Genomic DNA, 18,683 nt, shown 5'->3' with positions numbered 1-18,683 from the left:
CTATAGGATTATTTGCTTAAGCAAATAACCCTATAGTCACTTACATTTAACATATCATTTAGTTTTTATAATTTCAAACATAATACTTTACACAAGAATCATGCAAAATTATTTATTATTAGCCTCACTTCTTTCACGCACTTCTTTTTCCTGTACATCAACCGGTGCCTGCTCGTATCTGGACAATACATATTCAAATTCGCCAAGTCCACCTGTTATTGCTCTAAGGCTTGTTGAATATCCATACAAATCAGACATAGGAATTTCTGCTTCTATAATTTGAATATTATTTTTATCAGGAGTCATTCCAACAACTCTTCCATGTCTCTTATTTAAATCTCCCATTACATCTCCTGTAAATTTATCAGGTATTGTAACTGTAAGTAATGCCATTGGCTGTAGTAATACAGGCATCGCTTCCATAAATCCTTTCTTAAATGCAATCATGGTTGCTGTTTTAAATGCAACTTCTGACGAATCTACAGGATGATACGAACCATCAATTAATGTTGCCTTAATTCCAACAACAGGATATCCTGCAAGAGGTCCCTTTAAAACGCTTTCCTGTATTCCTTTTTCGACCGCAGGAAAATAATTTTTAGGAACTGAACCACCAAATATCTTTTCTTCAAATACATATGGTCTTGATAAATCTCCTGATGGCTCAAATTCAATTACTACATCGCCATACTGTCCATGTCCGCCTGACTGTTTTTTATGTTTGCCCTGAGCCTGAACTTTCTTTTTAATTGTTTCTCTAAATGCAAATTTTGGTTTTAACAATTCAATTTCTACTTTATATTTTTCCTTTAATTTACTTGCTACAACATCTAACTGCTGATCTCCTATACCATAAAGTAAAAGTTGTCTGTTTTCTTCGTCACTTACTGTCTTAAGTGTCAAATCTTCTATACACAACTTAACCAATGCCTGTGCTAATTTATCTTCTTCACCTTTCTTTACTGCCTTATATCGTTTATATGTATATGGTTTAGACATTGTAGTTGGGTGATAAACTACCGGCCATTCCTTTGTTGCTAAAGTATCGCCTGTTCTGGTGCTTGTAAGCTTGCCTACCGCTCCTATATCTCCTGCGTGTAATTCGGTTATTTCAGAAATATTTTTGCCACATATAGTATAAAGTTTTCCTAATTTTTCCTCGATTCCTTTTGACGGATTATAAACTGTAGTTGATGCCTTAAGTATACCTGTTCTTACCTTTACTAATGAATATTTACCGACAAACGGATCCATTATTGTTTTAAATACATATGCCGTTACAGGTTTAGTTTCATCAAAATCAGCTATTACATCCTCACCTGTATCCTGATTTTTTCCTTTCTTAAATACCTCTGCCTTATCAGGTGATGGGAAATATTTTTCGAATGTCTGTAAAAGCATATTTACACCTTTACAGTTAATACCTGCTCCTATTTGTACAGGAACTATGTCACAACTTATTACACTTTTTCTAAGTGCTTTTGATATTTCTTCATTTGAAAATTCTTCCCCACTAAAATATTTATCCATAAGTTCTTCGTCTGACTCCGCCACAGCCTCCATAAGCTGTTCTCTACATGGAATCAAATCACTTTCAAGATTATCCGGTATATCTCTTTCCACATATTCGCCATTATCACCTACAAATTTTCGTCCACCCATTTTAACAACATTTACATATCCTGTTAAAATGCCATCTTCAATTATTGGCAAATGAAACGGAGCAATCTGTTTACCAAATGTTTCCTTTAATTGCTTTACGGTTTCCATATATTTAGCATTAGGATCATCCATTCCTGTAATAAAAAATATTCTTGGAATTTTTCTTCGTTCACATATTTCCCATGCCTTTATCGTTCCTACTTCTAATCCTGCTTTGCCATTTACTACTATTACAGCTGCATCTGCCACACTCATGGCATCCTCTGTCTGTCCGACAAAATCAAAATAACCCGGAGCATCCAATATATTAATCTTTAATCCGTTCCATTCTATTGGAATAACTGCCGCATTAATAGAAAACTTACGCTTAATTTCTTCTGAGTCATAATCGCTTATAGTGTTTCCATTATCGACACTGCCCATTCTGGTTATCACTCCTGTTGCGTACGCCATTGCTTCTGCTAATGTAGTTTTACCTGCGCCTCCGTGTCCTAAAAAAACTACATTCCTAACCTGAGATGTTTTATACACATTCATAGCTGTACCCTCCTAATATTATTATGTATTGCCCCTTCCAGTGGTTGGTGGCTTATTTCTTGAAACATTTATAAAAAATAATTTCGTTCACCATTTTTAATATTTAATTAATCCGTTCATTATCATATAATCTATTTTACAAAATTATTATATGATTTACAACATTCCTCTATGTTAAAAAACGTTACAATAAAAATTTGTTTTTTCCTATAAAATGGGTTATAATGCCTTGAATAATTCTTATAATTTTTTATTTAATACATAAAGTTTAAATTTTATATTGAATATCTTGCTTTAAAGTGCTAAACTTTAAAGCGTTAAAGTTGGAAGATTAATTTACGGGAAGAAAGGACTTAAAAAATGAGAAAACTAACATTTGGATTTATTGGAATCGGATTAATTGGTGGTTCTATTGCAAAAGCTATTCGACGTGTTTTACCTGAATCAACAATTATTGTATATAACAGACGTGAATCATCCAGAACATTAGCTTTAAATGATGGTACTGCAAATATTGCAACTGATAAGGTTGATTCAACATTTTCACAATGTGATTATATTTTCTTATGCACTCCTGTTGAAAAAAATGTTGAATACCTAAGTATTTTAAAAAAAATTATAAATGATAACTGTATTATAACAGATGTTGGTAGTGTAAAAACAAATATTCATCAGGCTGTAAATGCCATTGGTCTTGAAGAACATTTTATCGGCGGACATCCTATGGCCGGTTCTGAGAAAACAGGATATGAAAATGCTAATGACCGACTTGTTGAAAATGCATACTACCCTCTTACTCCTACAAATAAAGTCGAGCAAAAATATGTAGATGAATTAACTAAAATTGTTAAAATGATTGGAGCAATTCCAATTCGTATATCTTATGAAGAACATGATAAAGTTGTTGCAGCAATTAGTCATCTTCCTCATTTGATTGCAGCCAGTCTTGTTAACTTAGTAAAACATAACGACTCAAAGGAAGAGTATATGAAAACTTTAGCTGCCGGAGGTTTTAAAGACATAACAAGAATCGCCAGTTCTTCACCTGAAATGTGGGAACAGATTTGTATGACTAACACCAAAAACATCAGCATTATGCTTGACAAATATATTCATGATTTAAAAGATATTAAATCAAGCCTTGATAACAAACGTGGCTCAGACATCAATGCTCTTATTACTGAAAGCCGTGATTACAGAGATAACATTGAAGAACATAACAATTCTATCATACCTAGAAGTTACAGAATTTACTGTAATATTATCGATGAATCAGGTGCAATTGCTACTATTGCAACTATCCTTGCAACAAGTGGCGTCAGCATTAAAAATATCGGAATTGTTCATAATAGGGAATTTGAAGATGGTGTTCTTAAAATTTCTTTCTATGACCAGGATTCAGCTGATAGAGCTGTAGAAATGCTTGAAAGACATAAATATGACATAGTAAAGAGACAATAAATATAACAAAAAGTGTAACAATTAACAAAAATAATTGTTACACTTTTTTATTTAATACAACGAATCAATTATATCAAAGTAATTTTCAAATGTTTTTTTACAGCACATCGGATTTTTTATAGTTATGCCTCCGCAAACTAACCCAATAAGTGTAAATGCCATAGCAACTCTGTGGTCATTAAAAGTTTCTATCTCTCCACTGTTGACTTTTCCCGGTTCAATGCAAATATTAACTTTACCATCCGCTAATTCTTCTCTTGCTTTTATTCCTAAACAATTAAGATTAGTTATTATGGCATTTACTCTATCACACTCCTGCATTTTTATATGTCCTACATTTTTTATTAATGTTTTACTTTTTGCAAATGCAGCTACACACGCCATTGTCAATGCCTGATCAGAAAAATCATTCATATCAATTTCTATTCCTTTGTATTCAGATACATTTGAACCATCAATTATAATCCCTTCATCAGTATCTTTTACAAGGCATCCCATTTTTTTCAAAGCATATAAAAATTTAATATCTCCCTGCATTGAATTTAAATGCAGATTTTTTACCAAAACTTTTTTCTTAATCATTAATGACATTGCATAGAAATAACATGCTCCTGACATATCAGGTTCTATCTGATATTTTTCTAATCTGAACCTTTGTTTTTCTATATTATATTTATTTTCTTCAAATTGAACATATTTAATTCCAAATTGCTTAAGCATATTTAAGGTAATTTTTATATATGCACCGTTAACACGTTTTCCTGTTAGTTTTATTTTCAAACCTGTCATAACAGCAGCCATTAATAATGCACTTGCATACTGACTACTTGTATCTGTGTTAATCGAAACTTCTTTCTTGTCTAAACCATTTGAAGAAATAATAAATGGAAAATGACCTTCTTCTTCTAAACAACTAATCTTAACTCCTGCATTTCTTATCAAATCAATAATTTCACCCATCGGTCTTTTTTTCATTTGTTCTGAAGAATTAAGAGTATATTCTCCTCCTGTAACTGCAAGCATAACCGTTAGGAATCTGGCTGCAGTTCCAGCGCTTCTTACATCTATTGTTGCTTTTCTATTTGGTATTTCCCCTGATGTTCCAACAACCTTTACTCTTTTTTCATTTTCGTCTATAAATAATTGAAATCCCAATTTTTCAAGGCAATCTAAAAATGCTCTGGAATCATCACTAAAAAGTACCCCATCTAAGTTACACTCTCCATCAGACAATGCAGCTAACATTAATGCTCTGTTAGTTATGCTTTTTGAACCCGGCACATTTACAATAATATCTTTATTATTTTCTAATTTCTGTACTATATAAACATCTGTCATTACTAATCCTCATATAAGTTTATGTGTCTATTCTTCTGTTTCATTATCTGTTATAAACATAGCATCTCCAAATGAGAAAAATCTATATTTTTCTTTTACTGCTTCTTCATAAGCTGCCATAATATTTTCTCTTCCTGCAAGTGCTGATACAAGCATTAAAAGTGTTGATTCAGGAAGATGAAAATTAGTTATAAGACAGTCAATTGCCTTAAATTTATAGCCCGGATAAATAAATATCTCTGTCCAGCCATTTCCTGCCTTAACAATGCCATCTTCACCTGTAACAGATTCTAGTGTTCTACAGCTTGTTGTCCCTACAGCAATAACTCGTCCACCATTTTTACGGCATTCATTAATCTTTTTAGCCTCTTCTTCCTCTACATCATAAAATTCGGAATGCATATGATGTTCTAATACATTTTCTACTTTTACAGGTCTAAATGTACCTAGTCCGACATGAAGAGTTACATTTGCAATTTCAACACCCTTTTCTTTGATTTCATTTAACAATTCTTTTGTAAAATGAAGACCTGCTGTAGGCGCTGCGGCACTACCTTCATACTTTGCATATACTGTCTGATATCTGTTTTTATCTTTTAACTGATGTGTAATATATGGTGGAAGCGGCATCTGTCCTAACTTATCAAGTATTTCTTCAAATATGCCTTCATATTTAAATTGTATTAATCTGTTACCTTCTTCAACAACATCAATAACCTTTCCAACTAAAAGTCCTTCACCAAATGAAATTTCAGTTCCAACTTTGCATTTTTTACCCGGTTTAACTAATGTTTCCCAAACATCATTTTCTTTTCTTTTTAATAATAATACTTCAATCTTCGCATCTGTTCCGACTTTACTTCCAAAAAGTCTGGCAGGAATAACTTTTGTATTATTAATTACAAGACAATCTCCTTTATGCAAATATTTAACAATATCTTTAAATATATGATGTTGTATTTTTCCTGTGTTTTTGTTTAATACCATAAGTCTTGAACTACTTCTGTCCTCAAGTGGGTCCTGAGCTATCAGTTCCTGTGGTAAATCATAATAAAAATCATGTAAATTCATTGTTTTTTCCATTATTTTATAATTTCCTTACTATCTAAAACAATTGTGAATGGTCCATCATTTTCCAGACTAACTTTCATATCTGCGCCAAATATTCCTTTTTCAACAACGCTTATTTCTTTTTTGCATTGTTCTATAATGTATTCATACATTTCATTTGCCATATCTGGTTTTCCCGCATTGATAAAAGAAGGTCTGTTTCCTTTTTTACAATCTGCATACAAAGTAAATTGTGAAATAAGTAAAAGTTCACCTGATACATCTTTTAAACTAATATTTGTTTTTCCATTTTCATCTTCAAAAATTCTTAAGCCAATCATTTTCTTAATCATTTTATCTGCTATTTCCTTTGTATCATTTTCAGATATACCTATAAGTACCATATAGCCTTTATCTATTTTACCTACTACATTTCCATCAACCTTAACTGATGCATGATTTACTCTTTGTATTACAAATTTCATTTTATTCTCCTGTGCAATATGTAATGCCCCTGCCCTTCTGTCAGCGGCTATTCGTCGGAAACATTTATAAAAAATGAACTTCGTTCATTTTGTTTCCTACTATAGCAACAAAGGAAAGGTTGAAATTTTATTCCAACCTTCCCTGTTTAATTTAATCCTACAGATATATGAAAAACTTTGTTCACATACATCCGCACAGACAATGTTCCTTTCTTTATTGGAACTTTGCAAATAATGCATGAATTAAAATTATTTAATTCCAAACATCGTTCTGCATATACGCTTGCCTGATTCTGTCTTAAATACAGCTTCATAAGCAGCCTTTACATTCTGAGACGGCAATCCGTCTTCATATATATTAACTAAAAAATCTGCTTCAACTAAAATCTGGTAATCGCTGTCACATATATCATTATATGTGTGATGATGAGCAACTAAATAACTTACTCTTTCAATGACATCTTTAGGATAACCTAATTCATTTAACATTTTTTCAGCAATTTCAGGTCCAAGTTTTTCCTGTAATTTTCCACTACAGTTTCCTTTTCCATGTACTTCTTCTGCTTTTTTTATTCCAATATCATGAACTAAAGCTGTTGTTTCTAAAGCGAACTGCTCTTTTTCAGGAATATTTTCCATTATTCCAATGAGTCTACAATATTCAAATACTTTTGTAAAATGCTGTATTCTCTTTGGATCGCCTTCATAATACTCAATCATTTTATTAAAAAGTTCTATATGATCCATTTTTGTCCTTTAACCTCTTAATTCAATACCAAGTTCCTGTAATCCTTTAAGAATCTTGTTCATTGCCTTTGTGATATCAGCTTCTTCAAGTGTTCTGTCACTTGCTCTAAATACAATCTTATATGCAACTGACTTAAATCCTTCTTCAATCTGATTTCCCTCATAAATATCAAACAACTGATAGTTTTCAAGATTCTTTCCGGCACATTTCTCTATTACTTCTTCAATCTGACCTACAAGTATTTCTTTTGGAACTACCATACTAATATCTCTTGTTACAGCAGGATATTTAGCAATTCCTTTATATTTTGTATCAAATGATGCCATTTCAACGATATATGGCATATCAATTACTGCAACATATACTCTGTCTTTAATATTATAGTTATCTAATACTTCAGGATGAACTTCTCCTAAATAACCAACAACTGTATCATTATAAATAACATTTGCCTGACGTCCCGGATGTAAAAATGTCTTTCCTGCTTTAGCATCATATGTTACTTTTTTATCCATTCCAACCTGTGAAAAGAATTCTTCTACAACACCTTTCATTGTAAAGAAATCACCTTCTCCATAAAATCCAAGTGTAAACTGCATTCTTTCATCTGGAAGTTCTGTTACAGGCATTGATTTTGGAAGATAAATATTTCCAAGTTCAAATAACTTAACATTCTTATTTCTTCTATTGAAGTTTGTTGCAAGTGATGTAAGCATTCCATTTAACGATGTAGTTCTCATTACACTAAAATCTTCACCTAATGGATTCATTATAGAAACTGTATTTCTAAGTTCTGAATCTTCAGGTAATAAAAGTTTATCAAATACTTTCTTGCTTTCAAATGAATATGTCATTGCCTGAGAGAATCCACAGAACCGTGCAACTGAACTTGCAATTTTTTCAATCTGTACTTTAAGTGGAATCTTACCTGATGTTGATTCTCCTGACGGAAGTGTCATTGGAATCTTGTCATATCCATAAAATCTTGCGATTTCTTCTGCAATATCACATTTTCTGTATAAATCCTGTCTAAATGTAGGAACTGTAATTAACTGTGTATTATCATCATATTTTAATTCTAATGCAGGGAAGTAACTTAACATTTCCTCTTTTGATAAGTCTGTTCCTAATAACTTGTTAATTTTTTCAGGCTCAAATTTAACTGTATTTTCTTCTTTCTTTTCAGGATAGATATCTACTATTCCGGCAACAACTTCACCTGCTCCAAGTTCTTCTATTAACTGACATGCTCTGTTGATTGCTGCTTCAGCATTATTAGGGTCTAATCCTTTTTCAAATTTTCCTGATGCATCTGTTCTTAAGCCTAAACGTTTTGATGATAAACGGATGTTAGTTCCATCAAAGCATGCTGCCTCAAATACCATATCTTTAACATCATCTGTGATTTTTGAATTTTCTCCACCCATGATTCCTGCTAATCCAATTGCTTTTTCTCCATCACATATCATAAGCATTTCACTATCAAGATTTCTTTCCTGTCCATCAAGTGTTGTAAATGTTTCACCATCATTTGCACGTCTTACAACAATCTGTTTACCTGCAATTGTATCTAAATCGTAAGCATGCATTGGCTGACCAAATTCTTCCATAACATAATTTGTAATGTCTACAAGATTGTTAATTGGTCTGATTCCACAAGCTGCTAAACGTCTCTGCATCCATTTAGGTGATGGTCCAATTTTTACGTTTTTAACTACTTTTGCACAATATCTTGAGCATAAATCAGAATCTTTAACTTCTACTTTAATATATTCGTTAACATCTCCATCTGTTCCAACTGCATGAGTTTCAGGTGCATGGAATGGTTTTCTAAATGTTGCTGCAGCTTCTCTTGCAATACCAATTACACTGTAGCAGTCAACTCTGTTAGATGTAATTTCATATTCAAATACACTGTCATGTAATCCTAATGCTTCTACTGCATCACTTCCTACCTCTGTTCCTTCAGGGAAAATATAAATTCCATTTTCAGGTGCTTCCGGGTACATTTCATTTGTTGAGCCCAATTCTTCTATTGAACACATCATACCAAAACTTTCAACTCCACGAAGTTTTCCTTTTTTGATTTTAATACCACCCGGAGTCTTTGAGCCGTCATGTCCTCCGGCAACTCTTCCTCCATCAAGAACAACTGGTACGATGGCACCTTCAAATACATTCTGTGCTCCGGTAACAATCTGTACTGTTTCTTTTCCAACATTAACCTGACAGACAACAAGTTTATCTGCATCAGGATGCTTTTCAATTTTTTCTATTTTACCTACAACAATTTTATCAAGGTCAGCATCTAATCTTTCAAATCCTTCTACCTTTGTACCTGACAAAGTCATTGCATCCATATATTCCTGATCTGTACAATCCAAATCATCAACATATGCTTTAATCCAAGATAATGGTGTATTCATGATTAATTCTTCCTTTCTCTATAAACAAAATTAGAACTGTGATAAGAAACGATCATCATTTTCATATAACAATCTCATATCATCGATTTCATATTTTAATAATGCGATTCTTTCCAAACCAACGCCGAAAGCAAATCCAGTATATTCTTCAGGATCAATTCCACTCATTTCTAATACATGAGGATGAACCATACCACATCCTAAAATTTCAATCCATCCTTCACCTTTACAGAATCTGCATCCTTTTCCTCCACATTTAAAGCATGTAACGTCCATTTCAGCACTTGGCTCTGTGAATGGGAAATGATGAGGTCTGAATTTAACCTTTGTATCTGCTCCAAATAATTCTTTTGCAAATTCCTGTAATGTTCCTTTTAAGTCAGCAAATGTAACATTCTTATCTATTACAAGTCCTTCTACCTGATGGAAAGATGGTGAATGTGTTGCATCTACTTCATCTGAACGGAAAACTCTTCCCGGTGAAATAATTCTGATAGGAGGTTTCTCATTTTCCATTACATGCACCTGAACTGATGATGTCTGAGTTCTTAAAACCATATTTCTGTTTATGTAGAAAGTATCCTGTTCATCTTTAGCCGGATGGTTTGCCGGAATATTTAAAGCTTCAAAGTTATAGTAATCATATTCAACTTCCGGACCTTCAACAACTTCATATCCAAGTCCTACGAAAATCTTTTCTAATTCTTCTAATGCAACTGTATTTGGATGTAAATGACCAATCTTATTTTTCTTTGCAGGAAGTGTAACATCAATTACTTCTGCCTTTAATTTAGCCTCTCTTGCTTTAGCTGCCAAATTATTTTTTACTTCTTCCATTTTTTCTTCGATGGCTGTTCTTGTTTCATTTACCATCTGTCCAACCTTAGGTCTGTCTTCAGGAGCAACGTCCTTCATTCCTTTAAGTACTTCTGTCAACTGACCTTTTTTACCTAAATAAGCAACTCTAATTTCATTTAACTTATCTAAGTTTTCTGATTCTAAGATTTTAGAAACAGCTTCTTCTCTGATTGCTTTTAACTTTTCCTTCATTATTTATTTTTCCTTTCACTTATTTTCGGATACTATTTAAAATATTTTTTTGCATAAAAAAAGTACCCTTGATTAAGGGACGGAAATATCCGCGGTACCACCCTAGTTCCTGATTAAAATAATCAAGCTCTCTATATGCTTAACGCGCATAAACGTCATTCATTACTAAGAAAATTCCGTTTACAAATGCAGCTCCAGTGGGAAATTCAAATTGCAGCGTAACCTAAAAAATCTCTCAGCCGATGAATCTTTCTCTCTTAAAGAATACTGCAACTTTACTTACACTATCATTGCCTTTAACTTTAGTAATTCTAACACACATAAAATTTAGTGTCAACACGCTAATTAGGCATTATTTAACTCATTTTGCAGCAATAACCATTCTGCTGTTGTTACTCTGTTCATTATTAGTTTTCGTCTTTCTTGTTTCATTAAACAAAAAATGTTATAATAAATATGTTTTCCTTAAATTACTAAAGGAATTATTTAAATACAAAAAGAATATAATTATTTATTAGAAGTAATATCATTTTCTTCTATTTAAAATGAAAAGGGTATATTTATGAAAAAAATAGAAAATAAATTTATCAACACTATCATGGATTTTGTTAATGCAATTGGTAAAGACAAGGTTGGTGTATATAGTGCTCAGGCCTCTTTCTTTATTATGCTTTCAATTTTTCCATTTGCTATGTTGATTTTAAATATGATTGGGCTTACTCCAATCACTGAAGACTACATAGTTAATTTTGCAAATTCTTATTTACCTGATAGCGTTAAGCCTCTTATTATTCAAATAATAAACGAGATGTATTCAAATGTATCCGGTACTGTTATTTCCATTACAGCTATTGTCGCTATATGGTCTGCGTCAAAAGGTGTATTATCTGTTATGTTTGGTATATATAATATTTATAATGTGCATTCATCAAGGAACTATTTTATATCACGATTTATCTCTATGATATATACTGTTTTCTTTGTAATTGCCATGGTTGTCACATTAGTACTTTTAGTATTTGGAAACAAACTGTTTAAACTTGCAATTTCAATTGTTCCGCCTTTGATAAATGTTTCTGTTTTATATACAATAACAAGTTACTCGGCAGTTTTTATAATATTAACACTATTCTTTCTAATAATATTCAAGGTTGCAAATTTAAAGTTAGCTAAATTCAGGAAAATATTACCTGGAGCTGTATTCAGTTCTCTTGGATGGATTTTGTTTTCATTTGCATTTTCAATTTATGTAGATAATTTTTCTAATATGACATATATGTATGGCAGCTTAACCGCAGTTATAATTATGATGTTTTGGATTTACTTTTGTATTTACATTTTATTTATCGGAGCAGAAATAAATGTTTATTTTTATCCTGAAATTTCAAAAAAAACAGCAATTAACCAATAACGGCAATTGCTGTTTTTTTATAAAAAAATTCAATTATATCTTCGTAACTATAGCCGGAAAGTGCAAGTTCTTTGCAACCATTCTGACTCATTCCGCAACCGTGTCCAAATCCTCCACCATATATTTTAATCCCCCACCATTTTCCATTCCTATAAATGTTTTCAATTGAAAAAAAACTACTAGGAAGCATTGACATATTACTCCTTATATCACCATCATTAAGCTTTATCCCTAAGCCATATGGATTAAGTGCTTTTCTTATATTAATTTGGTTGCTTATGCTAATCTGCTTATTTTTTCCGTACACGGTAATATTAGAAACTATACCTCCTGCACCTCTATTATTAATTTCTATTTTGCTAATTTTTCCTATATCGTATCCTATATAATTATTTACAACATATCTTAAATGAGACTTAGACATTTTTACATTCCATCTATAGAACGGATATTTATTTTCTAAATCCGTTTTAGATTTCTTTTTTATATAAGTATCAAAATCTGCCTGCGTTTCTGCTTCTTCTAAATTTTGTTTTACATGAACGCTTTCCAGATATTTTTGTTTTTTTGTTCCCCAAATTTTATAATCTGTAGTATACCCACATGATGTAGAAAAGAAATAAGTGTTTATTAAATTATCATTATAAGTAACTACTTCGCCTTTTGTTTGTGCTACCGCATCTTTTATTTTATTATCAGGCTCAACTATATTGTATACCTGATACGCTGTACTATCATCTCCAAAAGCATTATATTCCTTATATTTTTCATTATTAATTCTTTTTGCAATATATGTTCTTGCACAAACAGCCTGGGCTTTTAATGCTTCATTTGGATATGAGTTATTTAATTCACTTGATACAACAGCCGCTACATAGTCTTCAATTCCCACTTCATTTACTACAACAATTCCATTTTCTGTCTTATATAAATATATATCTCCTTTGTAACCGTTAATTTTTCCATTTCTTTTTATCGAGTTAATATGAATTTTTTTCTTATTATTTGAAATCTTTATTATACTACTTCCATTAAAATATTCTGACCCACATGAAATTATTTTATCTTCATTTACAATTTCTGAATTTTGAAAGTCTTTTCCATAATTAATATTTATTTTTTCTTTTTTCTTTATTTCTATATTATTGTGATAAATCGAACTAAAATCACTATTCATAAGAACTATTCTTACATTATTCAATTCCATATTTATAATTTTTTCAGTCTGATTTTTTTCTTCATTTGCTTTGCTTTCATCATCATATATAATTTTATTAACTATGATATCCTGACCATATGTTTTTAACTGATTGATTTTTATAAGTACATCCTGACACTTAATTGTATATGCACAAAAAGTAACTATAAGTATTGTAGATAAAGCAAAAATTATCTTTTTCATTTTTTGCACCCAGCCTTTCAAATACGACTTACAGCTTTATATCTAAATTTACTATTACATAAGAAAGGCACAGCAAAAATGCTGTGCCAACTTATCTTTTGATTTATACTCGAAATGCCGTCCTTGCCTTTTGAGTCCTAGCTTGCGCCAGGTGGGCAACCGCATTCACACTTCTGCCTTCCACTAGCTAGCCACCTGTACTATGTACTGACGGCATATATGAGGCCTGACATCCATGCAAAGATATAGGAATCCCGTCTCGATAAATGTAGGTTCAAAATATACAAGTCTACGAGCATTCCAAGGAAACAAACACAATCAATGACTGTGTTGTTTGTAATATTATTATAGAATATATTATTCTTTTTATCAATGGAAAATACTGACTATTTATTATTTTCACAAAACTTTAACATTATAATTTGCATTTCCACTTGAAGATTGTCGTATAACAATCTATTTTTTACCTTATCTTTTTTCTACTATTTCTCCCTGCTTTTTGTAGATTGAATTGGCTTTAACTACGCCTCTAACACTTGATAAAGGATAGATATTTACATTTCTTCCAATGACTGTTCCCGGATTTAGGACTGAACCACATCCTACTTCTACGTAATCTCCAAGCATTGCTCCAAATTTCTTTAAACCTGTTTCAATCTTTTCTTCTCCATCTTTAACCACAACTAATGTTTTGTCTGATTTTACATTTGAAGTAATTGATCCGGCTCCCATATGCGAATGCGTTCCTAAAATACTATCTCCAACATAATTATAGTGTGGGACCTGAACAGTATTGAATAATACAACATTTTTTAATTCTGTAGAATTACCAACAACACAATCTTTTCCAACAATAACTTTTCCACGGATAAATGCCCCAGGTCTTACTTCTGTACCTTCATCAATTATCAATGGTCCGTTTAATGTTGCTGTTTTTGCTATTGTTACATCTTTAGCAATCCATATATCTTCCTGTGGATGGTCAAATTTATCTTTCGGCAAAGTCTTACCTAATTCAATTATAAAATCACCTATATTAGCTAATACTTCCCATGGATATTCTACCCCATCAAATAATTTAGCTGCAATTGTTTCGTTTAAATCATATAAATCTTTTATTTTGTACATTCTAGCACCTCTCTTTGTGAATTATTTTTCTTTCACTATTTAAAGAAAAACTGTTACTAATATAAGTAACAGTTTTTCGATATGATCTTATTCTACTGTAACTGATTTTGCAAGATTTCTTGGTTTATCTACATTTAATCCTTTTAATACAGAAGTATAATAAGCTATCATCTGTAACGGAATAACTGTTACCATTGGCATTAATACATCTTCTAATTCAGGTACTTCTACTATATAATCATTTACACCTTCTGCAAACTGCTCTCCTTCCTTACAAACAGTAATTGTCATTGCCCCTCTTGATTTAACTTCAACAATATTGCTTACTGTTTTTTCAAGTAAGTGACTCTGTGTAGCAACTGCTATTACCGGCATACCATCTGTAATAAGAGAAATTGTTCCGTGTTTTAATTCGCCTGCAGCATAACTTTCAGAATGAATGTATGAAATCTCTTTCAACTTAAGTGAGCCTTCCATACTAAGTGCATAATCAAGCCCTCTACCAATATATAATAAGCTTGACGCTGTTATTAACTTGCTGGCAATATATTTACATTTACTCTCAGCCTGCATTGTTTTTTCTAAAACTTCAGGAATATTCTTTAACTCTTCTGTAAGTCTCTTACACTCTGCTTCGTCTATACATCCTTTAGCATATGCCATTTCAAATGCTATTAAATACATAACAGACATCTGTACTGAGAAAGCTTTTGTTGATGCTACTGAGATTTCAGGACCTGCATGAGTATAAAGAACCATATCTGATTCTCTTGCAATTGAAGAGCCCTTAACATTAACAATTGAAAGTACTTCTGCGCCTCTTTCATGTGCTAACTGCAATGCTGCCTTAGTATCTGCCGTTTCACCTGACTGTGATACAACAACCATCAAATCATCTTTTCCAATTATAGGGTCTCTATATCTAAATTCTGATGCAATATCAACTGTGACTTCTGTTCTTGCTAATTTTTCAATTACATACTTTCCAACCATTCCTGCATGCATTGCTGTACCACATGCAACAATAAATAACTTATGATATGATTTTAATTTTTCAGGTGTAAGTCCACATTCTGATAAATCAGGCATACCATTCACAATTCTTGGTGCAATTGTTGTATTTACTGCTGTTGGCTGTTCATGTATTTCTTTTAACATGAAATGTTCATATCCACCCTTTTCAGCTGCATCCATATCAAGTTCTGAAACCTGAATTTCTTTCTTAATATTCTGCTTATGAAAATCACAAAATTCAATTCTATCTGACTTAATTGTTGCAATCTCACCATATTCAAGAAGATAATAATTTCTTGTATATTTTAAGATTGCAGGTACATCGCTGGCGATAAAGTTTTCTTCTTCACCTTTTCCAATAATTAACGGGCTGTCTTTTCTTACTGCATAAATTGTATCAGGAAAATCTTTAAAAATAATTCCCAATGCATATGCACCTGTAACATCTTTTAATGTCTTAATTATTGCATCTATAGGATCACCTTCATAATAGTAATCTAATAATTTTGCAACTGTTTCTGTATCTGTTTCACTTACAAATGTATATCCTTTATCAATTAGGAAATCTTTAATTTCTTTATAATTTTCTATAATCCCATTGTGTACAATTGATACTCTCTTATTTCCATGTGGATGAGAGTTAATGTCTGATGGTTCACCATGTGTTGCCCATCTTGTATGTCCAATACCACAATGTCCATATGGTTTATGTTCTTTTTTCATTTTTTCTGTAAGGTTCTTTAATTCTCCTTTTGCCTTACATACAGATATTTCACCTTTTTCAAATACTGCTATTCCTGCTGAATCATATCCTCTATACTCAAGTTTACTTAATGAGTCTATTAATACATCAGCGCAGTCTTTACTGCCCACATATCCTACTATTCCACACATTATTTGTTCCTCCTGTAAAATTGTGCCACATAATTATAGTAATTCACCATCTGATTAGCATTGTTGATTCTTAGAACATTATCTGTTCTACCTCTTATAAAATCATCTAATTTCTTCATATATTCATCAGCTGTTATTTCACCCTCTGCAACCTTGGTAAGACCTAATTCCCAACTTGCTGTCAATTCAGGGTTAAGAAGAGATCTTATTGACATATAAACTACGCCATAAACCATTTCTCCTAATTGCATTGGTGTCACAATCTGTGTTTTACTATTTAACTTAATGTATTCATTTTTTTGTAGTTTGGTTATTATTCCAGCTCTGGTAGCACTTGTACCAATTCCACTTCCTTTTATCTGAGCTCTTAAATCCTCGTCCTCTATAAGCTGACCTGCGTTCTCCATTGCAAGAATTAAAGAACCTGAATTATATCTTTTTGGTGGTTTTGTTTCACCTTCTTTAATATCCAGACCTACCATTGAAATTTTATCATTTTTCTTTATATTTTTCAACAATTCAAAAAATTTGCTGTCTAGTGTTAACTCCTGATTTTCACTATCATTAGTGCCATCCTGATTTTCAGCATCATTTTCCTGCTTATCTTTTGAGCTTTTCTTTTCGCCCGGAACGCCTGCAATTTCAAAATAACCTTTCTGAACTAATATTTTAAAATTGCTTCCAAATTGTTCCATTGTTTCACTACCATCTTTGAAAACAGATTTAACATTTCCTATCAATGATGCTTTTTTGTATATAGCCGGCGGATAAAAAATACTTAAAAATCTTCTTACAATAAGCACGTATACTTTCTGTGCAACCGGTTTTAAACTATTTAAGCCATTTAATCCCTGTCCTGTAGGAATTATTGCATAATGGTCTGTTATCTTCTTATCATCTACATATTTAGTTTTTTCTAACCCTTTGTAAGAACCTGCTTTTAAAATATTTTCAGCAAATCCTTTTACCGGAGTAAATCCTCTTAATCCATTTATATTCTTATAAATCTCTTTTGATACCGCAGTAGATAAAACTCGTGCATCAGTTCTTGGATAAGTTACCAGTTTCTTTTCATATAGTTCCTGAACTACATTCAATGTTTCATCAGGATTTATCTTAAATAATCTAGAGCAATCATTCTGAAGTTCTGCAAGATTAAATAACAATGGAGGTTGCTTTTTTTCATCTTTTTTAGTAATTGACTTAACCATTAATTCGACCGGCTGTGAAACATTTATTGCCTCAATTAATTCTTCTGCCGTCTTTCTTTCTTTAAAACCATTTTCCTTATATAAAAATGGTGTTTCAAAATATTTTGTATTTTCAACTGCCTTCCATTCTGCATCTACTTTGTAATCTTCAATCTGCAATTTACCATTTACTCTGTAAAATGGTGTTTTTACAAAATTTCTTATTTCCCGTTCTCTATTGCATATCATTCCTAATACGCACGTCATAACCCTACCTACAGAAATTACTGTGTATTTTTTATTTAAAAATCTTGCAATTGAATTTCCATATCTAAGAGTTAATAATCTAGAGAAATTAATTCCCATTAAATAATCTTCCTTCGCTCTTAAATAAGCCGCGTCAGACAAATTATCATATTCAGATATATCTTTTGCTTCCCTAATTCCTCTTAAAATTTCTTCTTCAGTCTGAGAGTCAATCCATACACGTTTTTGTACTTTATCATGTACTCCTGCTTCCTGAGCCACCAGTCTGTATATATATTCTCCTTCTCTTCCTGAGTCAGTGCAAACATATATCGTCTCTACATCTTCTCTGTTCAAAAGACCTTTTACAATATTAAACTGCTTTTTTACTCCAGGAATTACTTCATATTTCCATTCTCCTTCCGGAATAAAAGGCAAATCCTGAATATTCCATTTTTTCAATTTTTCATCGTAACATTCCGGATAGCTCATAGTAACCAAATGACCCACACACCATGTTACTACAGCATTTTCACTTTCTAAATATCCGTCACCACGTTTTGTATTCTCTTTTAATGCTTTTGCAAATTCAGCAGCAACACTTGGTTTTTCTGCTATAAATAGTGATTTTCCCATTAACA

13 protein-coding genes, 1 other RNA gene and 1 other annotated feature are annotated in these 18,683 nt (G+C 31.9%); of the genes, 2 read left to right on the top strand and 12 right to left on the bottom strand.

Features of this window, described 5'->3' with window-relative positions; genetic code table 11:
- Positions 1 to 108: 108 nt before the first annotated feature.
- Entirely contained in the window at positions 109 to 2,199 is a 2,091-nt protein-coding gene (locus N5B56_RS08925; protein ID WP_260978769.1) for an elongation factor G, read from the bottom strand.
- A gap of 360 nt (positions 2,200 to 2,559) precedes the next feature.
- On the opposite strand from N5B56_RS08925, the gene N5B56_RS08920 reads away from it, so the two are divergent.
- Entirely contained in the window at positions 2,560 to 3,660 is a 1,101-nt protein-coding gene (locus tag N5B56_RS08920) for a prephenate dehydrogenase (protein ID WP_260978768.1), read from the top strand.
- Between the two features lie 51 nt (positions 3,661 to 3,711).
- Here the strand turns inward: N5B56_RS08920 and aroA are convergent, their stop codons facing one another.
- The 6 genes from aroA to pheS all read right to left on the bottom strand — a co-directional run bounded on the left by aroA (position 3,712) and on the right by pheS (position 10,757).
- The gene (gene aroA, locus N5B56_RS08915) at positions 3,712 to 4,998 is read right to left on the bottom strand and encodes a 3-phosphoshikimate 1-carboxyvinyltransferase (protein WP_260978767.1); all 1,287 of its coding nucleotides are present in this window, start codon (positions 4,996 to 4,998) and stop codon (positions 3,712 to 3,714) included.
- Positions 4,999 to 5,025: 27 nt separating this feature from the next.
- Positions 5,026 to 6,069, bottom strand: coding sequence for a tRNA preQ1(34) S-adenosylmethionine ribosyltransferase-isomerase QueA (gene queA, locus N5B56_RS08910; RefSeq protein WP_117910201.1), 1,044 nt, complete (start codon positions 6,067 to 6,069; stop codon positions 5,026 to 5,028).
- 11 nt (positions 6,070 to 6,080) lie between these two features.
- Entirely contained in the window at positions 6,081 to 6,533 is a 453-nt protein-coding gene (gene dtd / locus N5B56_RS08905) for a D-aminoacyl-tRNA deacylase (RefSeq protein WP_022089082.1), read from the bottom strand.
- Between the two features lie 249 nt (positions 6,534 to 6,782).
- A complete protein-coding gene (locus N5B56_RS08900; RefSeq protein WP_260978766.1) occupies positions 6,783 to 7,280 on the bottom strand; it encodes an HD domain-containing protein in 498 nt (165 codons plus the stop codon).
- Positions 7,281 to 7,289: 9 nt separating this feature from the next.
- The gene (gene pheT / locus N5B56_RS08895; RefSeq protein ID WP_260978765.1) at positions 7,290 to 9,707 is read right to left on the bottom strand and encodes a phenylalanine--tRNA ligase subunit beta; all 2,418 of its coding nucleotides are present in this window, start codon (positions 9,705 to 9,707) and stop codon (positions 7,290 to 7,292) included.
- Between the two features lie 30 nt (positions 9,708 to 9,737).
- A complete protein-coding gene (pheS, locus tag N5B56_RS08890) occupies positions 9,738 to 10,757 on the bottom strand; it encodes a phenylalanine--tRNA ligase subunit alpha (RefSeq protein ID WP_260978764.1) in 1,020 nt (339 codons plus the stop codon).
- 72 nt (positions 10,758 to 10,829) lie between these two features.
- Positions 10,830 to 11,057: a binding site (T-box leader), on the bottom strand.
- A 262-nt stretch (positions 11,058 to 11,319) separates the two neighbouring features.
- On the opposite strand from pheS, the gene N5B56_RS08885 reads away from it, so the two are divergent.
- Positions 11,320 to 12,168, top strand: coding sequence for a YihY/virulence factor BrkB family protein (locus N5B56_RS08885; protein WP_022089078.1), 849 nt, complete (start codon positions 11,320 to 11,322; stop codon positions 12,166 to 12,168).
- On the opposite strand, the gene N5B56_RS08880 is transcribed toward N5B56_RS08885, so the two are convergent.
- The 5 genes from N5B56_RS08880 to N5B56_RS08860 all read right to left on the bottom strand — a co-directional run bounded on the left by N5B56_RS08880 (position 12,158) and on the right by N5B56_RS08860 (position 18,678).
- A complete protein-coding gene (locus N5B56_RS08880) occupies positions 12,158 to 13,570 on the bottom strand; it encodes a SpoIID/LytB domain-containing protein (protein ID WP_260978763.1) in 1,413 nt (470 codons plus the stop codon). The genes N5B56_RS08885 and N5B56_RS08880 overlap by 11 nt on opposite strands.
- A gap of 102 nt (positions 13,571 to 13,672) precedes the next feature.
- A non-coding RNA gene (gene ssrS, locus N5B56_RS08875) (6S RNA) lies at positions 13,673 to 13,880 on the bottom strand.
- Positions 13,881 to 14,038: 158 nt separating this feature from the next.
- Positions 14,039 to 14,698 carry an LbetaH domain-containing protein gene (locus N5B56_RS08870; protein WP_022089076.1) on the bottom strand — a complete coding sequence of 220 codons (660 nt, stop codon included), beginning with the start codon at positions 14,696 to 14,698 and terminating at the stop codon, positions 14,039 to 14,041.
- An 87-nt stretch (positions 14,699 to 14,785) separates the two neighbouring features.
- Positions 14,786 to 16,606 carry a glutamine--fructose-6-phosphate transaminase (isomerizing) gene (gene glmS, locus N5B56_RS08865; RefSeq protein ID WP_022089075.1) on the bottom strand — a complete coding sequence of 607 codons (1,821 nt, stop codon included), beginning with the start codon at positions 16,604 to 16,606 and terminating at the stop codon, positions 14,786 to 14,788.
- Positions 16,606 to 18,678: a DNA topoisomerase gene (locus N5B56_RS08860; protein WP_022089074.1), complete on the bottom strand. Its 2,073-nt coding sequence runs from the start codon at positions 18,676 to 18,678 to the stop codon at positions 16,606 to 16,608. Before N5B56_RS08860 ends, glmS begins: the two co-directional genes overlap by 1 nt.
- Positions 18,679 to 18,683 lie beyond the last annotated feature (5 nt).

Origin of the sequence: Eubacterium album (assembly GCF_025336545.1) — a bacterium.
Classification (GTDB): Bacteria; Bacillota; Clostridia; order Lachnospirales; family Lachnospiraceae; genus Eubacterium_U; species Eubacterium_U album.
This window is presented reverse-complemented; position numbering and strand designations above follow the sequence as displayed.

Excerpts from the sequence above, each read along its gene's own strand:
- glmS (WP_022089075.1), bottom strand. The coding sequence starts at position 16,606 with ATGTGTGGAATAGTAGGATATGTGGGCAGTAAAGACTGCGCTGATGTA.
- N5B56_RS08900 (WP_260978766.1), bottom strand. The coding sequence starts at position 7,280 with ATGGATCATATAGAACTTTTTAATAAAATGATTGAGTATTATGAAGGC.
- queA (WP_117910201.1), bottom strand. The coding sequence starts at position 6,069 with ATGAATTTACATGATTTTTATTATGATTTACCACAGGAACTGATAGCT.
- aroA (WP_260978767.1), bottom strand. The coding sequence starts at position 4,998 with ATGACAGATGTTTATATAGTACAGAAATTAGAAAATAATAAAGATATT.
- N5B56_RS08860 (WP_022089074.1), bottom strand. The coding sequence starts at position 18,678 with ATGGGAAAATCACTATTTATAGCAGAAAAACCAAGTGTTGCTGCTGAA.
- N5B56_RS08885 (WP_022089078.1), top strand. The coding sequence starts at position 11,320 with ATGAAAAAAATAGAAAATAAATTTATCAACACTATCATGGATTTTGTT.
- pheT (WP_260978765.1), bottom strand. The coding sequence starts at position 9,707 with ATGAATACACCATTATCTTGGATTAAAGCATATGTTGATGATTTGGAT.
- N5B56_RS08870 (WP_022089076.1), bottom strand. The coding sequence starts at position 14,698 with ATGTACAAAATAAAAGATTTATATGATTTAAACGAAACAATTGCAGCT.
- N5B56_RS08920 (WP_260978768.1), top strand. The coding sequence starts at position 2,560 with ATGAGAAAACTAACATTTGGATTTATTGGAATCGGATTAATTGGTGGT.
- pheS (WP_260978764.1), bottom strand. The coding sequence starts at position 10,757 with ATGAAGGAAAAGTTAAAAGCAATCAGAGAAGAAGCTGTTTCTAAAATC.
- N5B56_RS08880 (WP_260978763.1), bottom strand. The coding sequence starts at position 13,570 with ATGAAAAAGATAATTTTTGCTTTATCTACAATACTTATAGTTACTTTT.
- N5B56_RS08925 (WP_260978769.1), bottom strand. The coding sequence starts at position 2,199 with ATGAATGTGTATAAAACATCTCAGGTTAGGAATGTAGTTTTTTTAGGA.
- dtd (WP_022089082.1), bottom strand. The coding sequence starts at position 6,533 with ATGAAATTTGTAATACAAAGAGTAAATCATGCATCAGTTAAGGTTGAT.